The sequence below is a fragment of the Lysobacter sp. CA196 genome (assembly GCF_052078695.1).
Taxonomy (GTDB): Bacteria; Pseudomonadota; Gammaproteobacteria; order Xanthomonadales; family Xanthomonadaceae; genus Lysobacter.
Window position 1 is genome coordinate 122570 of sequence record NZ_JBQJIN010000005.1, and the last position, 15906, is coordinate 138475.

Below are 15906 nucleotides of genomic sequence, written 5' to 3' on the forward strand. Positions count from 1 at the left end.
GGCTCCGGCGGGCGGCGAACCGAGGCTTGATGACGTTTCCATTACTGCTGTGCACAACCGCTTTTGCCTGCAGGCCGCGTCCCGCTTCGCGCTGACGCGCGTCGACGCTTTGTCAAGCGCTTTTGCGAGCCGCCAGCCTCGCTATGATGCGGCGTATGGTGAAGCCGTTCCGATGAGTTCCAGACCCCCGTCCCCCAGTTCTTCCGCCCCCCGGCAAACCGCTCCGGCGGCCCTCTCGGCGTTCCTTCGCGGGGTCGAGCGGCGCGGCGCCGTGCTGGCCGAATTGCAGGCCGGCGATGCCGCCGCCGGCGACGCCGCGCTGGCTTCGGCGATGGCCGGTTTCCGCCAGGTCGCCGCCGATGCTTCGCTCAGCGACTGGCCGACCCGGTTCTGGGCGCTGCTGCTGACCCAGCCCGGCCTGCGCCATCGCACCCCGGTCGCGATCGCGGTCGAGGCCACCGACCGGCTGGCCGATCTCGGCAGCGGCCCGCGCGCGGCGCTGCTGCTGCGCCTGGCCGCCGGGCTCGGCGAGGGCGAGGCCGCCGCGGTGCTCGGGGTGGCCCCGGCCACCTATCGCCTGGCCCTGCAACGCGCCTTGCCGCGCCATGCCGACGGCCGCGCCGATCCTCAGGCCTGGCAGCAACTGCGCGAGCAGGTGCACCGTCGGATCAAGACCCTGCCGGCCGAACGCCTGGCTCGGCTTGGCCAAGTACGCGAGGCGGCCTTGCAGGGCGTGGCGGCGACCGCCAGCGTCGCTGCGCATGCGGCGGCTCCGTCGCGCCCGCGTCCGCGTTGGCTGATGCCGCTGTTGTGGAGCCTGCTGGCGCTGTGCGTGCTGGCGTTCGCGGCGACCTTCTGGCCGTTCGGCGGGTTCGCCGGCGGCTGGCTCGGCGGCCCCGATAGGGTGCGGGTCAGCCCCTTGCCCGACGCCGCCGCTCCGGCCGAGCGCTACAGCCACGAGGCCGGGCTGATCGCCCACCGCGATTTCGAGCTGCTCGCCGATCCCGACGGCCAGGCCGCCGCGGCCGACGTCGATTTCAACAGCTGGCTCGCTGCCCGCGACGCCGGCAGGATCCCGCTGCTGGCGCCGACCCCCGTCGATGCCGCGGTGGTGCCGGAGACCCCGGCCGGCGTGTCGTCGCCACCCGAAACCGACAGCTCCGAAACCGAAGGCCTGGAGAGCAACGATGCGCCGCAGTGATTTCCCGCGCCGTCGTTGGCTGGCTGGCCTGGCCCTGGCGGCTACGACGGTGCTGACCCCGGCCGCGGCGCTGCCGCCCGACCTCGGCGAGGTCCTGCAACGGCTGCCGCCGCCGGTGCAGGCACGGCTGCAGGACCATGGCAAGCGCTGGGCCGGCTGGAACCCGGAGCAGCGCCGCGACTTCAACCATCGCGCAGCGCAATGGGATGCGCTGAGCGCCGCGCAACGCGGCGAGCGCCGCGAACGCTATCTCGCCTGGCAGGCCCTGAGCGCCGAGGAACGCGCCCAGGTCCAGGCCGCGGCGGCGCGTTACGCCGCGCTGCCGCCGGACCAGCAACTGGCCTTGCGCGCGCAGTTCGACGCCATCGACCGCAGCGATCGCCGCGGTTGGTTGCTCGGCCCCGCGCTGGGCGCCGACTACCCGGCCTTGCAGCCGTTGCTGGCGCAGATGCCCGAAGCCCAGCACGCCGCCATGCGCGCGGCCTTGCGCGCGCTGACCCCGATCCAGCGCAAGGACTTGGCAATGCTGGTCCAGCGCACCCCGCCGCACGATCGCCAGCGCCTGCGCAGCGGCCTGCTGTCGACCCCGGCGCCGAACCGCGGCGCCTGGCTCAGCGAAGAACTGCAGCGCTGAGCGCTGTGACGGCGGTGGCGGCGGCAAGCCTTGTTACATCTGCCGTCGCCGCGGCCTGTTAGTTTCGGCGCGACCCTCGTCCAGACGCACGCGCATGATCGTCGAATACATCCGCTACACCCTCGCGCCCGACGCCTGCGAGGCCTTCGAGCGCGACTACGCCCGCGCGGCCCTGGTGCTGGACGCATCGGAGCATTGTCTGGCCTACGAGCTGTCGCGTTGCGTCGACGAACCGCATCGCTATCTGCTGCGGATCGAGTGGGACAGCGCCGAAGGCCATCTGCAGGGCTTCCGCGGCAGCCCGGAATTCCGCGATTTTCTTGCCGCGATCCGCGGCTACATCGGCGCGATCGAGGAGATGCGCCATTACGCGCCGACGGCGGTGGCCGGGGCGAAGACAGCCACCGCCTGAGCCCGGCGGCGTCGCCGGCGAATCAGAACAACCGCGCATCAACGCAACTGCGCAACGCGCTAGCGCGGCAGTGTGCGTAACACCCGGCGCGAGGCGTTGAAGCGGCCGCCGAAGCGCGCCATGCCGTCGGCGCGCAATCGCGGCGCGTGCTCGCGCAGGTAGTCCTCGAGCGCGGCCGGGTCGCGCAGACGGTAGCGCACGCACAAGGCGACGCGGCCGTCCGCCGCCGCGGGTTCCAGGGTTTCGTGCAGGTCGGCGCCGAGAAAGCCCGGCAGCGCGCAGATCTCGGCGATATGCGGGCGCAACCATTGCAGGTACTCGTCGGCGACGGCGGCGTCGAGGTCCAGCTCGACCTCGTAGATCACCTCGGATGTCGTCTCGCCAGCCGGGTGCGCGCTCACATCCGCACCACGGCGGCGACCGCGAGGATCATCGCGGCGAAGGTCAGCAGGAAGAAGTACAGCGTGCCGATCACGCTGTAGCGCAGCAGGGTCACCAGCCAGCCGTTGCCGTATACGCGCTTTTGCATGATCAGCAGGTAGATCGGCATCCACGCCCACAACAGGCCGATGCCCGAGCCGCTGATCCAGACGAAACCCGGCCAGTGCGGGGTGATCGCGCCGGCGAGCAGCATCAACAGGAACATCGCCAGGATCGACAGGCACAGGTAGACGTGGCTGTAGAGCGCGACCGCCAGATGTTCGAGATAACCGCGGCCCGAGCCCAGGTAGGCGAGCTTCAGCAACAAGGCGAACAGCGGCACCATCAGGAACAGGGCGGTCGGCACCGCGCTGATCAGCGTGTGCACGTAGCGCCAGGGTTCCTTGCGCAGGCGTTTGATGTTGGCTTCGCCGCGGCCGACCTGCTTGTTGAGCCAGTCGTTGGCGAACTTCGGCCACCAGCTCACGATCAGCGGGTTGGTCTGCGCATTCCAGGTCTTGCCGTTGAACGACAGGGGGTCGCCGATGTCGTCGCAATCGGCTTCGCCGTAGCGTTCCGGATCGGACTTGCGTGCGGCCGGGCCTTCGCTGGTCAAGGCGTGCAACTGCTGCAGCTGGGCCGCACGGCAACCGGCTTCGGCGTTGACCAGGCGGATCTTGTTGGCCTGCTCGATCGCGGCGGTGGATTTCGGCGCCAGCCTGGCCAGCCCGGCCTGCAGCGGGGCGATGCGCTCGTCGCGCACGCGTTCGACCTCGGCCAGGGTCTTGGCCGCTTCGAGGGTGCCGGTCTTGGGCACGAACGCGTCGCGCACGCCGGCCGCTTTCTGCTCGGCCACCTGCTTCGCGTCGAGGCCCTGGTCGATGCGCAGCTTTTCGATGCGTTTGTCGGCCTGGCGGTTGACGGCGTTGATCGATTCGTCGATGGTGTCGCGCGCGTTGTGTGGCACGGACTTGCTGAGGGCCTGCAGTTCCTTGACGGTGCGCGAGCGCACCGCTTCGACTTCGGCGATGCTGTCGGCGTCCTTGATCTGCTTTTTGCTGTTGCCCAGGCGCACCGTCGTTTCCTGCGCGGTATGCACGGAGAAGCCCTGGGTATTCTCGTCGATGTGGATCGCGAACTGGGCGACGAAGAAGGTCAGCACCGAGACGATCACGAACAGGCGCAGCGGCGCGACATAGCGCACGCGGTGGCCGCCGATGTAGTTGCGGGCGACCCGGCCCGGAGACAGCAGATCGCGCAAAGTGCGGAAAATGCGCCCGTCCAGGTGCCAGAACGACTCGAACACTTCCTCCAGGGCGTGCCCGGCGTGGCGGATCGGGTTGACCACCGACTGGCTGCAGACATGGCAGTAATGCCCCTGCAACAAGGTCTGGCAGTTCTCGCAATGGGTGAGATCGCCGTGGCCGCCGGCGCTTGAAGATGAAGAGTCGGTCATCTGGAATCGATCAGGCTCCCCGGCCTTCACTTTCGAGCGGGTAAGATAGCCGTCCGCCGCGACCCGGCGCCAGCGCCCTAGACCGGATGCGCGGCCGCAGTCGTGCCGTTGGTCCTCTCATGTCTGCGTCATCCCCTTCCCTTTCGCGCGCCGGTCTGGCCGCGGAGATCCGTACCACCGTCGTCCTGGCCGCGCCGCTCGTCGCCGGTCATGTGTCCACCGGCCTGATCGGCTTCGTCGACAACACCCTGGCCGGCCACCACAGCACCACCACCCTGGCCTCGGTCACCATCGGCACCGCTTTGTGGTGGCTGCCGATGATGGTGCCGATCGGCACCCTGTTGTCGGTGCCGCCGTCGGTCTCGCAGCTCGAAGGCGCCGGCCGCCGCGGCGAAATCGGCGGGCTGTTCCGCCAGGCATTGTGGATGGCGGTGCTGCTGAGCGTGTTTTTGTTTGCGTTCCTGACCCTGATCCCGCATGCGCTGGGGGCGATGGGGATCGCCGCGGAGATCATTCCCGGCGCGCGCGACTTCCTGCACGGCATCCGCTGGGGCGTACCGGCGTTGACCCTGTTCTTCTGCATGCGCTATCTCAGCGAGGGCCTGCATTGGACGTTGCCGACGATGCTGCTCAGCGCCGGCGGCCTGCTGATCCTGCTGCCGCTGGGCTACGTGCTGACCTTCGGCAAGTTCGGCCTGCCGGAAATGGGCGCCGGCGGGCTCGGCATCGCTTCGGCGGCGATGCTGTGGGTGCAGGCGATCGGCTTCTTCCTGGTGCTGCGCAAGGCCAGGCGCTTCGCCGATTTGCGCCTGTTCGAGCGTTTCGACCCGCCGCACTGGCCGACCATCCGCGGTCTGCTCGCGACCGGCCTGCCGATCGGCGTGACGGTGTTGATGGAAGGCAGTCTGTTCATCGTCACCGCGCTGTTGATCGGCCGCCTCGGCGAAGTGCCGGCCTCGGCGCACCAGATCGCGATCAATCTGTCGGCGCTGTGCTTCATGGTGCCGATGGGCCTGGCCGAAGCGACCACGGTGCGGGTCGGCCATTGCCTGGGCCGGCGCGACTACCACGGCGTGCGCAATGCCGCGTTCGCCGGCTATGCGATCGTGGTCGGCACCCAATTGCTTTCGGGCATCCTGCTGCTGACCGCCAACGACCTGCTGGTGAGCTTCTACACTGCCGACGCCGCGGTCGCGACCCTGGCCGCCTCGCTGTTGCTGTACGCGGCCGCGTTCCAGTTCCCCGACGGCATCCAGGTGCTCTCGGCCGGCGCGCTGCGCGGGCTCAAGGACACCCGCAGGCCGATGATCCTGGCGGCGCTGGCGTATTGGGGCGTCGGCATGCCGGTCGGCGCCGGTCTCGGCCTGGGCCTGGGCTGGGGCCCGAAGGGCATGTGGATCGGCCTGATCGCCGGCCTGACCGTGGCCTCGGTGCTGCTGTGCACGCGCTTCATGCGCTCCAGCGAACCCGAGCGCCTGGCCCGGCGCATGGCCGAGGAATCGCCGCACGAGGTCGACCCGCGCGAGACCGGTTGCACCCGTGAAGCCTGAACGACGGGCGCAAAGAAAGCCCATTACCGCTTGAAAATCTGCGTTACGAATGGCGGATGAAACCCGGCACCACGCCGGGTTAGTCTGCGCCTGTACACATGGAGCCTGTGCAATGAACGATACCGCCCCGCGTCGCGGCCCCCTGGCCCGTTTCTTCGTCGGCGCCTGGGACACGATGAATTTCACCCGCCGGTTGATCTTCAACCTGGTGTTCTTCGGTTTCCTGTTCTTCTTCCTGCTCGCCGTGGTCTTCGGCGGTCGCGCACAGCCCCTGCTCGAGCGCACCACCCTGGTGATCGCGCCGGAGGGCACCCTGGTCGAGCAATACAGCAGCGACCCGGCTTCGCGCGCGCTCGGCCGCATTTTCGGCGACAAGAACGAGGAAGTGCAGCTGCGCGACCTGTTGCGCGCGCTCGACGCGGCCAAGGACGACAAGCGCATCGAGCGCGTCGTGCTGCGCCTGGACAAGCTGCAGACTTCGGGCATGGCCTCGATGCGCGAGCTGTCGGATGCGGTCGCGCGCCTGCGCGCGAGCAAGAAGGAAGTCATCGCCTTCTCCGAGAGCATGGACCAGAAGCAGTACCTGGTCGCGGCCCAGGCCAACGAGGTCTTCCTCGACCCGATGGGCGGGCTGCTGATCGAAGGTCTCGGCCGCTATCGCCAGTACTACCGCGAAGGCCTGCAGGACAAGCTCGGCGTCGATGTGCATCTGTTCCGCGTCGGCGAGTTCAAGTCGGCCGCCGAACCCTACATCCTCGACGCCGCCTCGGAAGAGTCCAAGACCGCCGACCTGTTCTGGATGAACGATCTGTGGTCGCGCTACCTCGGCGACATCGCCAAGGCGCGCAAGCTCGATCCGGCGCAGCTCACCGCCGGCATCGACGAATTGCCGCAGCGCCTGGCCGCGGTCAAGGGCGACCTGGGCAAGTACGCGGTGCAGCAGAAGCTGGTCGACGGCCTGAAGACGCGCGAAGAAGTCGACACCTTGTTGACCAAGCGCGGCATCGCCGACGAAGATGCCGACGGCGGCTTCCGCCAGATTTCGTTCGAGTCCTACGTCGCCGGCCTCGACCGCGTGGTCAATCCGGCCGACACCCGTCCGCAGGTCGCCATCGTCGTCGCCGAAGGCGAGATCACCGGCGGCGAACAGCCGCCGGGCACGATCGGCGGCGTATCCACCGCGGCCCTGCTGCGCGAAGCGCGCGACGACGATCACGTCAAGGCGCTGGTGCTGCGGGTGGATTCGCCCGGCGGCGAAGTGTTCGCTTCCGAGCAGATCCGCCGCGAAATCGTCGCCCTCAAGGCCGCCGGCAAGCCGGTGGTGGTGTCGATGGGCGACCTGGCCGCTTCCGGCGGTTACTGGATCTCGATGAACGCCGACAAGATCTACGCCGATCCCTCGACCATCACCGGTTCGATCGGCATCTTCGGCATGATCCCGACCGTGCCGCGCGCGCTGGAGAAGATCGGCGTGCACACCGACGGCGTCGGCACCACTCGCCTGGCCGGTGCCTTCGACATCACCCGTCCGCTGTCGCCGGAAGTCGGCGCGGTGATCCAGAACGTCATCGACAAGGGCTATGCCGACTTCACCGGTCGCGTCGCCACCGCACGCAAGCGCCCGGTCGCCGACATCGACGCGGTCGCGCGCGGCCGCGTGTGGAGCGGTGCGCAAGCCAAGGAGCGCGGTCTGGTCGACGCCCTCGGCGGCCTGCCCGAAGCGATCGCCGATGTCGCCGCCCGCGCCAAGCTCGGCAAGGTCGAGGACTACCGCGTGCGTTATGTCGAGAAGATGCCGACCCCGTTCGAGCGCTTCTTCGCCAGCCTGGCCCAGAGCCGCGCCGGTGCGGCGCTGCTCGGCCAGTCCGACTTCGCCCGCGGCCTGCTGAGCGAGGCGATGCCGCAGGCGGCCGCCGACCTGCGCTTCCTGAAGAGCTCGATCAAGCCGACCAGCGGCGTGCCGATCAAGGCGCTGGCCTACTGCTTCTGCGAGCTCTGAGCCGGTTCGATCCATGCGCCGGGTAAACCGAACGGGCCGCATCGCGGCCCGTTTTTTTGCGCCCGGATGCCGGCTTCAGCCGCCGGCGGCCTCGATCGCCGCGCGTTGCTGCTGCGCGGCTTCGTCGACCGCGTTCTCGGTCGACTTGGCTTGCTCGATCGGTTGCTGGATGGCGTCGCGCAGCTGCGTCGCCTGCGGTTCGACCGGACGCTCCTTGTCCGGCGGTTGCGGCTTGGAGCAGGCCGTCAGCGCGCACAGCAGCGCGGCGGTCGCCAGGGATGCGGAGGCTATCGGTACGATCCGGTGAGGCGTCATGGCGGGCTTCCTGGGTCGGCGAACGCCGTTATGCTACGCCCGTCGCGCAGCCCGCGCGTCGATCCGAGACTGATCTGGAGGACGGCATGGACCCGAAGCGTTGGCGATTGGACGGACAGCTCGCGCTGGTGACCGGCGGCAGCGCCGGAATCGGCCGCGCGATCGCGCGCGAACTGCTCGGTTTCGGCGCCGACGTGCTGCTGGCGGCGCGCGACGCCGCGGCGCTGGAGTCGGCGCGGGCCGAGCTGCTCGAGGACTTCCCCGAGCGCGAGGTGCAGGGCTTCGTCGCCGATGTCGCCGACGACGAACAGCGCCGCGAACTGCTCGACTGGGTCGAGGACTTCGGCGAAGGCCTGCACATCCTGGTCAACAACGCCGGCGGCAACCGCAGCAAGCCGACCAACGACTACACCGAGGACGAGTGGCGGCAGATCTTCGAGATCAACCTGTTCTCGGCCTTCGAGCTCTCGCGCTACGCGCATGCCCTGCTGACCCGCCACGCTTCCTCGAGCATCGTCAACATCGGCAGCGTGTCGGGCAACCTGCACGTGCGCACCGGTGCGCCGTACGGCATGAGCAAGGCGGCGATGCACCAGATGACCCGCAACCTCGCGGTCGAGTGGGCCGAGGACGGCATCCGCGTCAACGCGGTCGCGCCGTGGTACATCCGCACCCGTCGCACCTCCGACAAGCTGGCCGACCCGGATTATCTCGACGAGGTGCTGTTGCGCACCCCGCTGGGCCGGATCGGCGAAGCCGAGGAAGTGGCCGCCGCGGTCGCCTTCCTGTGCCTGCCGGCGGCGGGCTACATCACCGGCGAATGCATCGCGGTGGACGGCGGCTTCCAGCGCTACGGTTTCTGAGCGCGTGGGCAAGCCCGAGCACCCGCCCAAGCTGAAGTCTCAGCCCAAGCTATCGAGGGCTGCGACCGTATATCGGCCGTTAGCCGTCATCGTGCTGCTGCTGCTGGTTCTCGCGGCGGCGGCGATGGACCCCTTCGTGCCGTCGCTGCAAGCAGCCTGGCTCGGCCCGGTGCTGTCGTTGCTGGCGGTGGCGGCGACCATGGCGGTGGCCGTTCGGTATGGCAAGCCGGAATTGGCGTCATGGGCGGACCGGCGCGATGCGGCGATACTGGCGCTGCTGCTCGTGGGTTTTTTCTTCGTTCTGCATATCGTGCTGCGCTTTTGCGTACCGCTGTCGCTGCACCATTTGGCCGGCCCGCAGCCGGCGACCCAGATCGAAACGGTGCGAGTACACGAACAAAGCTATCGCGGCTGCCGTAGCGGGGTGCTGCTGCCCGGCGACGGCTTCCTGCTGCACCGTCGCGTGTGTTCGGTGCCGAAAGTCACGCTCGAAGCGCTGCGCGACAGCGGGCGCATCGAACTGCGGGGCAAGCGTTCGTACTTCGGAATGCAGGTCGAGGATTACGCCGTCGCGCCGCCGGCGGCGCGTTGATGCTGTGCCGCCGGCGGCGCGTTGATGCCGGCGCCGGTGGCTGTATGCCGGGCCTGACAGCACTCTCACCATAGACCGCATGGATATCTGGAGTCGGGACGTCATCGCCCCCGAATCCGAATCCGAATCCGTATCCGCGAATCGGGGAGCCGCGAACCGCGAAGGACCGCCGCGATGCCGGGCTACTTGCCGCAGGTGCTCTCGGTGACGATGCGCTGGATGCGTGCGACTTCGGCCGCGGAGGCGTCGCGGCTGTCGCTGCGGCCGAAGCGCAAAGCGGACTCGGCTTCGCGCAGACGCTGCTTCCAGTTTTCGCACAGCGCTTCGTCGGGCAGGCGCTGGCATTGGTCGTCGACCATCTGGCAGGCGACGCCGGCGCCGGATGCGGTGGTGCCCAGGCCGGTGGTCTGCAGCGCCGCACAGCGCTGCGGCGGATGGCCGTCGTCGCTGAGGTAGCGGCCGTTGTCGTAGGTGCGGCACTCGAACAGCATCGGCGGCGGCAGGCGGTCGGCGTCGGCGATGGTGGATTTGGGCGCGGCCGGCTTGGCCGCCGGCGGACGGCTCACCGAGGGCAGTTGCGAAGACACCGGCGGATGCGGCGGCGGGGCGTTGGCCGGAGCGATCGGCGGCACCGGCGAGGTGATGAACAACGGCGGCGCCGCGCTCGACGGCGCCGAATCGATCACCCGCTTTTCCTGCGCGCTGCCTTTCGGGCAGGGCGTGTTGTTCTGCACGGTCAGCTGGCCGAGGGCGTCGGTGCAGCGGTAGATCACGACCTTGCCGGGCTGGGCGGACACGCCGGCGCAGGCCAGCAACAGGACGGGCAGGCACCACCACACACGCATCAGTAAGCTCCGCAATCGGCGTTCAGGCGCGCGTCGATGCCGCGCTGTTCTTGGGTGATCTGGGCGCGCTCGCTTTGCAGCGCGCTGTTGTAGCGGCGGTCGCCTTCGTAGCGGCGGTTGCGCAGACGGCTGCAGACTTCCTGCTGCGGCAGTTGCTGGCATTCGTCGCGCACCAGCTGGCTGCCGTAATAGACGCCGTAACCGTAGTCGTAGCCGCCGGAATAATACCCGCCGGAGCGAGCGGTGCCGGCATAGGCGACGTTGCCGTGGCGGCCGGCGACGGCGATGCGCGCGCCCGGATCGCCCAGGCGCGGGGTCGGCGCACCGATGCGGCCGCCGAGCGAGGTGCGGTTGTTGTAGACCGGCACGCCGTATCCCAGGTCGACGATCGGCATCATCCGCGGATTGCCGTCGCCGTTGTGGCTGGTGTAGCGGCTGCCGTCGGGACGGATGCATTCGTACATCGGTTGCGGCGTGTGCACGATCAAGCGTTGCGGCCGGCGCTCGGCGGCGTCCTGCGCGGGCGCGGCGACTGCGGTGTCGAGCGGGCGCGGCGGCGGGTCGACCGGACGCATCATGGTCATCGTCTGCTGACGCTGGCCGCCGCTGCACGGCGTGTCGCGCAGGCTGATGTGGCCGCGCGCGTCGGTGCAGCGGTAGATCAGTACCTCGGCGGCTTGGACCTCGGTGGACCACATGCCTGCGCACAGCAGGCCGCCGCTCAGCCAGGCGGCGAGAACGCTCGGCAAGAGCGCGGCCGGTACGAGGCGAAGGCGGCGGGCACGGGACATGCGCGCATCTTGCGCCTCCGCTGGGTTAGGGGAAAGTCGAATCCGCGGCCCGATCATTGGGGTCGAGAGCCGCAGAGGGCGTGGCGTTCAGCGTTGCGGCGGCATTCGGACCGGCACCGATCCGCGAGGCGCTCAGCCGCGCAGGACCTCGCCGCTGAGCGCCTCGCGGATCGGGGTCGGGGCGGTCAGGCCGCCGGTTTCGCCGTCGCAGACGCCGTCGCTGAGCGCGAGCAGGGCGCGGTCCAGCTCGGCGCGGCGGAACGCCGGCGGCTGGCCGGCGAGATTGGCGCTGGTCGAGACCAGGGCATGGCCGAAGGCCTCGCACAGGGCGCGCGCCTGCGGGTGCGCGGTCACCCGCACCGCGACGCTGCGATGGGCGCCGCTGATCCACGACGGCACCGCCGCGGTCGCCGGCACCGCCCAGGTATGCGGCCCCGGCCAACTGGCGAGCACGGCTTCGCGCCGTGGCGCCGGCAGCGCGTCCCAGTCCACCCAGGCATCGAGCTGGGCGATCGAGGCGGCGATCAGAATCACGCCTTTGTCGACCGGCCGCCGCTTGATCGCGAGCAGGCGGTGCACCGCGTCTTCGTCGCGTGGATCGCAGCCGATGCCCCAGACCGCTTCGGTCGGGTACACGACGACGCCGCCGCGTGCGAGCGCGGCGGCGGCATCGGCGATGGACAGGGCAGGGGCGGGCATGGCGGCTCCGTGCGGTCGCAGCGGCGAGTGTCGCATGCGCGCACGAGGCCGCTCCACACGGAGCGGCCCCGCTGTCGGTCGGGCCGGTCAAGCCACTACAACCGCAAAGCTTCCGTCCGCTCAAGCGGCCGGGTTAGTGGCCGTGATGCGCGTGTTCGTCGGCGTAGGGCTGGGCCGACTCGGGCAGGCGCACGTCGAAGGCGTAGGAGCGGTTGCCGGTCAGCCAGACGTGGTTGCCGGCGCTGCCGGACTTGGCCTGGATCAGGTCGGCGCCGCGCTTCTCGCCGATGCGGGCGAAACGCGAACGCGCGTTGACCTGGTCGCCGACCCGGCGCGGCCAGTCGATCACCGAGGTCTCGCCGGCGCGCAGCACGGTCTCGACCTTCTCGGCGTCGGAACCGTCGGCGTTGAACACGCGCAGGGTGACCGTGGTGCCGACCGGATAGTCGTTGGCGACGTTGAGGTTGCCGGCATCGCGCCAGGCCGAGTTCTGGTCCGCCAGCGCGTTGCTGAAGTTGACGTCCATGCAGGTGTAGAAGGCTTCGGTCGAGTCCGAACGCTGCCAGGTGTTGTAGATCACGTGGCGGCCGGTGCGGTTCGGCAGGGTGCAGGTGATGTGGTAGTTGTTGCCGCTCGACAGTGGCACCTTCGCGCTCTTGCAGAACTGCTGCATGCTGCTCCATTGCAGCGCGGTGCTGGGGTTCCAGCCCTGCGGCGTGACGTAGAACGTCCATTCCTTGGTCGCGTGCGGTGCGGTCGCATAGAAGGTGAAGGTGTGGCTGCTGCCCGAGCGCAGGGTCGTCGCCTGCCAATCGCTGCGCAGCACGTCGAGGCCGCGGAAGGTCGGGTTGCCGCCGCTGCACAGCTTGCCGTCCGGCACCACCGCCTGGTGGTTGCTGTTGGCGTTGGCCTGGTTGATGCCGTTCCAGTCGTAGAACAGCTGCGGTCCGGCGACCGCCCAGGCGGCGCGGCAGGCCGGGTCGGCCGGGTTCTCTTTATTGCCGAGATAGCACTTGTAGATCCGGCTTTGCGGATTGACGAAGGTGCCGTGCGCCCGGACGGCGGACACGGGCAACAGCGCTGCGCACAAGGCGGCGCCGGATACGAGGAGCGAGGTGCGGGAAATGCGGTTCATGGCGACTCCTGTCGTCGGGATAGGTGAAAGACACCCCCCAACAACTTCGGTCGTCCATCGATCAGCGCGATTTCGATCGCGTCTTGAATGCGCACGATCCTAGACGCCGCATCGGCGCGAATCTGTGCGTGCGGTCGCCATGCGAGGAGACGCCGGCGCATGGAACGGCGGCGGAAAGCCCGAAAGCGGGCTTCCCGTCACGCCGTGCGGCCGTCAGGCGACCGCTTTCTTGACGACTTTCTTGACCGCCTTCTTGGCGGCCGGCTTGCTTGCCGGCTGGGTCGCGGGTTGGCTCGCCGTTGCGGTCGCGGTCTTGCTCGCGACCTTCTTGACCGCCTTCTTCGCCGCCTTCTTCGCCGCTTTCTTGGCCGGCGCCTTCTTGGCCGCGGCCTTCTTCACGACTTTCTTGGCCGGTGCCTTCTCGGTCGGCGCTTTCTTGACCGCGGCGGTCTTCTTGGCCGCCTTCTTGGCCGGCTCCTTCTTCGCCGCGCCCTTCTTGCCGAAACGGCCGCGCATCGGTTTGCCGGTTTCTTCCATCAGCTTGACCACTTCCTCCAGGGTCAGCGAGGCCGGCTCGCGATCCTTCGGAATGCGGCCGTTGAGCTTGCCGTCGCTGATGTAAGGGCCGAAGCGGCCGTTGAGGACCTGGATGTCGCTGCCCTCGAACTCCTTGATGATGCGGTTGCGGGCGATCTCTTCCTTCTCTTCGATCAGGAACACCGCGCGCGCCAGGTCGATCGTGTAGGGGTCGTCTTCCTTCTTCAGCGAGGCGTACACGCTGCCGCGCTTGGCGAAGGGGCCGAAGCGGCCGACGCCGACGCTGACTTCCTCGTCCTTGTCCAGGCCCAGCTTGCGCGGCAGCTTGAACAGTTCCAGCGAATCTTCGAGCGAGATCGTGTGCATGCTCTGGCCCGGACGCAACGAGGCGAAGGTCGGCTTGTCCTCGTCCTCGGCGGTGCCGATCTGCGCGTACGGCCCGTAGCGGCCCAGGCGCACGCTGACCGGCTTGCCGCTCTTGGGGTCGGTGCCGAGTTCGCGCGCGCCGGTGGCTTCGCTGCGATCGACCGATTCCTTCTTGTCCTCGACCAGTTGCTTGAACGGCCCCCAGAACCGCTCCATCAACGGCACCCACTCTTCCTCGCCGCGCGACACCGCATCGAGCTCGTCCTCGAGCTTGGCGGTGAAGTCGTAATCGACGTATTGGGTGAAGTGACCGGACAGGAACTTCGACACCGCGCGGCCGACGTCGCTGGGACGGAAGCGGCGGCTGTCGAGTTCGACGTACTTGCGGAACAGCAGGGTCTGGATGATCGAGGCGTAAGTCGAAGGACGGCCGATGCCGTATTCCTCGAGCGTCTTGACCAGCGAGGCTTCCGAGAAGCGCGGCGGCGGCTCGGTGAAGTGCTGATCGGTATGAATCTGATCGACCGGAATGCGGTCGCCGGTCTTCATCAGCGGCAGCTTGCGGCCTTCGTCCTCGTCCTCGGCGGCCTTGGCGTCCTTGCCTTCCTCGTACACGGCGAGGAAGCCCGGATCGATCACGGTGGTGCCGGAGGCGCGGAAGCTGTGCTCGGAGCCGGCGGCGAGATCGACGCTGACCGTGTTGAGCGTGGCCGGCACCATCTGCGAGGCGACGGCGCGCTTCCAGATCAGTTCGTACAGACGGCGGCCGTCGTCGTCGAGGAAGCGCGAGACCTGCGAGGGCGTGCGCAGCGCCGAGGTCGGGCGGATCGCTTCGTGCGCTTCCTGCGCGTTCTTGGACTTGGTCTGGTAGGTGTTCGGCTTGTCCGGCAGGGCCTTGGTGCCGTAGTCGCGGGCGATCACGTCGCGGATCTCGGCGACGGCTTCCTGCGACAGGCTGACCGAGTCGGTACGCATATAGCTGATCAGGCCGACCGTGCCCTCGTCGCCGAGCGCCATGCCCTCGTACAACTTCTGCGCCACGCGCATGGTGCGCGAGGTGGTGAAGCCGAGCTTGCGCGAGGCTTCCTGTTGCAGGGTCGAGGTGGTGAACGGCGCGGCCGGGCGGCGCTTGCGTTCCTTGCTGGTGACGTCGGTGACGTGCAGGGCGCCGTTGGCGGCCGCGACCAGGCGCTTGCGCGCGGCCTCGGCGGTGTCGCCCTCGGTGATGGTGAACTGCTCGAACTTCTTGCCGTCGAGCTTGGTCAGCTTGGCGGTGAAGGCCTGGGTCGGGTGCGCGCACTCGGCCTCGATGCTCCAGTACTCGCGGGCGACGAAGGCTTCGATCTCTTCCTCGCGCTCGACGATCATGCGCAGCGCCGGCGACTGCACGCGGCCGGCGGACAGGCCGCGCTGGACCTTGCGCCACAACACCGGCGAGAGGTTGAAGCCGACCAGGTAGTCGAGCGCGCGGCGCGCCTGCTGCGCATCGACCAGGTCGCTGGCGATGGCGCGCGGGTGGCTCATCGCTTCCTTGATCGCGCGCGGAGTGATTTCGGTGAACACCACGCGTTGCAGCGGCTTGCCTTCGAGCAGACCGCGCTCGCGCAGGATCTCGCCGATGTGCCAGCTGATCGCTTCGCCTTCGCGGTCCGGGTCGGTCGCCAGAAACAGGTTGTCGGCGCTCTTGGCGGCCTTGGCGATCGCGTCTACGTGTTTCTCGTTCTTCTCGATGACGGCGTAGTCCATCGCGAAGTGGTTGTCGGGATCGACCGCGCCCTCTTTGGGCACCAGGTCGCGGACATGGCCGTAGGAGGCGAGGACGATGAAGTCCTTGCCGAGGTACTTGTTGATCGTCTTGGCCTTGGCGGGCGACTCGACGATGAGGAGGTTCTTGGCCATGGGTACTCCGCAGGCCCGGCGCGGGCGCTGCACGGCAGCGGTGCCTCGTGAGGCAGGGGTTAAGAAGGCGACGCCCGCAGCGTTCGGCCGCGGGCGTTCAGGTTTCCTTTTTCTAGTGGAATCATGAGCCGGCCGCAGCTGTCAAGCGCGGCCTGCCGGAAACGCCAATAAATTGGCACTGAAACACTTGAA

Annotated in this window: 15 protein-coding genes; 7 read left to right on the top strand and 8 right to left on the bottom strand. The window is 68.7% G+C overall.

Annotated features, from left to right (window positions below; all coding sequences use genetic code 11):
- Positions 1 to 271 precede the first annotated feature (271 nt).
- The 3 genes from ACTOWK_RS06930 to ACTOWK_RS06940 all read left to right on the top strand — a co-directional run bounded on the left by ACTOWK_RS06930 (position 272) and on the right by ACTOWK_RS06940 (position 2247).
- Positions 272 to 1201 (top strand): hypothetical protein, encoded by a 930-nt coding sequence (locus ACTOWK_RS06930; protein ID WP_441329448.1) that lies wholly within the window; start codon positions 272 to 274, stop codon positions 1199 to 1201.
- Positions 1188 to 1835, top strand: a complete 648-nt coding sequence (locus ACTOWK_RS06935) for a DUF3106 domain-containing protein (protein ID WP_441329449.1) — start codon at positions 1188 to 1190, stop codon at positions 1833 to 1835. Before ACTOWK_RS06930 ends, ACTOWK_RS06935 begins: the two co-directional genes overlap by 14 nt.
- Before the next feature lie 94 nt (positions 1836 to 1929).
- Positions 1930 to 2247, top strand: coding sequence for an antibiotic biosynthesis monooxygenase family protein (locus ACTOWK_RS06940; protein WP_441329450.1), 318 nt, complete (start codon positions 1930 to 1932; stop codon positions 2245 to 2247).
- A gap of 59 nt (positions 2248 to 2306) precedes the next feature.
- On the opposite strand, the gene ACTOWK_RS06945 is transcribed toward ACTOWK_RS06940, so the two are convergent.
- On the bottom strand, positions 2307 to 2648 hold the full coding sequence (locus ACTOWK_RS06945; protein ID WP_441329451.1) for a DUF4286 family protein: 342 nt from the start codon (positions 2646 to 2648) through the stop codon (positions 2307 to 2309).
- The gene (locus tag ACTOWK_RS06950; RefSeq protein WP_441329452.1) at positions 2645 to 4123 is read right to left on the bottom strand and encodes a DUF3667 domain-containing protein; all 1479 of its coding nucleotides are present in this window, start codon (positions 4121 to 4123) and stop codon (positions 2645 to 2647) included. Before ACTOWK_RS06950 ends, ACTOWK_RS06945 begins: the two co-directional genes overlap by 4 nt.
- Positions 4124 to 4242: 119 nt before the next feature.
- Here ACTOWK_RS06950 and ACTOWK_RS06955 point away from each other — a divergent pair, with 119 nt between their 5' ends.
- Both ACTOWK_RS06955 and sppA read left to right on the top strand, forming a co-directional pair.
- Positions 4243 to 5673, top strand: coding sequence for an MATE family efflux transporter (locus ACTOWK_RS06955; RefSeq protein ID WP_441329453.1), 1431 nt, complete (start codon positions 4243 to 4245; stop codon positions 5671 to 5673).
- Between the two features lie 112 nt (positions 5674 to 5785).
- Positions 5786 to 7672 carry a signal peptide peptidase SppA gene (gene sppA, locus ACTOWK_RS06960; RefSeq protein ID WP_441329454.1) on the top strand — a complete coding sequence of 629 codons (1887 nt, stop codon included), beginning with the start codon at positions 5786 to 5788 and terminating at the stop codon, positions 7670 to 7672.
- A 75-nt stretch (positions 7673 to 7747) separates the two neighbouring features.
- Here sppA and ACTOWK_RS06965 read toward each other — a convergent pair whose 3' ends face one another.
- A complete protein-coding gene (locus ACTOWK_RS06965; protein ID WP_441329455.1) occupies positions 7748 to 7987 on the bottom strand; it encodes a hypothetical protein in 240 nt (79 codons plus the stop codon).
- A gap of 86 nt (positions 7988 to 8073) precedes the next feature.
- Here ACTOWK_RS06965 and ACTOWK_RS06970 point away from each other — a divergent pair, with 86 nt between their 5' ends.
- Positions 8074 to 8850 carry an SDR family oxidoreductase gene (locus ACTOWK_RS06970; protein WP_031372121.1) on the top strand — a complete coding sequence of 259 codons (777 nt, stop codon included), beginning with the start codon at positions 8074 to 8076 and terminating at the stop codon, positions 8848 to 8850.
- 4 nt (positions 8851 to 8854) lie between these two features.
- Complete coding sequence (locus ACTOWK_RS06975; protein WP_441329456.1) at positions 8855 to 9442, top strand: hypothetical protein; 588 nt, start codon at positions 8855 to 8857, stop codon at positions 9440 to 9442.
- A 182-nt stretch (positions 9443 to 9624) separates the two neighbouring features.
- On the opposite strand, the gene ACTOWK_RS06980 is transcribed toward ACTOWK_RS06975, so the two are convergent.
- From ACTOWK_RS06980 to ACTOWK_RS07000, 5 genes are all read right to left on the bottom strand, one after another.
- Positions 9625 to 10287: a DUF4124 domain-containing protein gene (locus ACTOWK_RS06980; RefSeq protein WP_441329457.1), complete on the bottom strand. Its 663-nt coding sequence runs from the start codon at positions 10285 to 10287 to the stop codon at positions 9625 to 9627.
- Positions 10287 to 11078 (bottom strand): DUF4124 domain-containing protein, encoded by a 792-nt coding sequence (locus tag ACTOWK_RS06985; RefSeq protein ID WP_441329458.1) that lies wholly within the window; start codon positions 11076 to 11078, stop codon positions 10287 to 10289. The genes ACTOWK_RS06980 and ACTOWK_RS06985 overlap by 1 nt, the downstream gene beginning before the upstream one ends.
- A gap of 132 nt (positions 11079 to 11210) precedes the next feature.
- A complete protein-coding gene (locus tag ACTOWK_RS06990; RefSeq protein WP_441329459.1) occupies positions 11211 to 11777 on the bottom strand; it encodes a Sua5/YciO/YrdC/YwlC family protein in 567 nt (188 codons plus the stop codon).
- Between the two features lie 133 nt (positions 11778 to 11910).
- Positions 11911 to 12912 (bottom strand): lytic polysaccharide monooxygenase, encoded by a 1002-nt coding sequence (locus tag ACTOWK_RS06995; RefSeq protein WP_441329460.1) that lies wholly within the window; start codon positions 12910 to 12912, stop codon positions 11911 to 11913.
- A 213-nt stretch (positions 12913 to 13125) separates the two neighbouring features.
- Positions 13126 to 15714 carry a DNA topoisomerase I gene (locus tag ACTOWK_RS07000; protein ID WP_441329461.1) on the bottom strand — a complete coding sequence of 863 codons (2589 nt, stop codon included), beginning with the start codon at positions 15712 to 15714 and terminating at the stop codon, positions 13126 to 13128.
- Between the last annotated feature and the right edge of the window lie 192 nt (positions 15715 to 15906).

What these genes read in the sequence shown, in the direction of transcription:
- ACTOWK_RS06935 (WP_441329449.1), top strand. Translation starts at nt 1,188, where the DNA reads ATGCGCCGCAGTGATTTCCCGCGCCGTCGTTGGCTGGCTGGCCTGGCC.
- ACTOWK_RS06940 (WP_441329450.1), top strand. Translation starts at nt 1,930, where the DNA reads ATGATCGTCGAATACATCCGCTACACCCTCGCGCCCGACGCCTGCGAG.
- ACTOWK_RS06950 (WP_441329452.1), bottom strand. Translation starts at nt 4,123, where the DNA reads ATGACCGACTCTTCATCTTCAAGCGCCGGCGGCCACGGCGATCTCACC.
- ACTOWK_RS06955 (WP_441329453.1), top strand. Translation starts at nt 4,243, where the DNA reads ATGTCTGCGTCATCCCCTTCCCTTTCGCGCGCCGGTCTGGCCGCGGAG.
- sppA (WP_441329454.1), top strand. Translation starts at nt 5,786, where the DNA reads ATGAACGATACCGCCCCGCGTCGCGGCCCCCTGGCCCGTTTCTTCGTC.
- ACTOWK_RS06965 (WP_441329455.1), bottom strand. Translation starts at nt 7,987, where the DNA reads ATGACGCCTCACCGGATCGTACCGATAGCCTCCGCATCCCTGGCGACC.
- ACTOWK_RS06970 (WP_031372121.1), top strand. Translation starts at nt 8,074, where the DNA reads ATGGACCCGAAGCGTTGGCGATTGGACGGACAGCTCGCGCTGGTGACC.
- ACTOWK_RS06980 (WP_441329457.1), bottom strand. Translation starts at nt 10,287, where the DNA reads ATGCGTGTGTGGTGGTGCCTGCCCGTCCTGTTGCTGGCCTGCGCCGGC.
- ACTOWK_RS06985 (WP_441329458.1), bottom strand. Translation starts at nt 11,078, where the DNA reads ATGTCCCGTGCCCGCCGCCTTCGCCTCGTACCGGCCGCGCTCTTGCCG.
- ACTOWK_RS06990 (WP_441329459.1), bottom strand. Translation starts at nt 11,777, where the DNA reads ATGCCCGCCCCTGCCCTGTCCATCGCCGATGCCGCCGCCGCGCTCGCA.
- ACTOWK_RS06995 (WP_441329460.1), bottom strand. Translation starts at nt 12,912, where the DNA reads ATGAACCGCATTTCCCGCACCTCGCTCCTCGTATCCGGCGCCGCCTTG.
- ACTOWK_RS07000 (WP_441329461.1), bottom strand. Translation starts at nt 15,714, where the DNA reads ATGGCCAAGAACCTCCTCATCGTCGAGTCGCCCGCCAAGGCCAAGACG.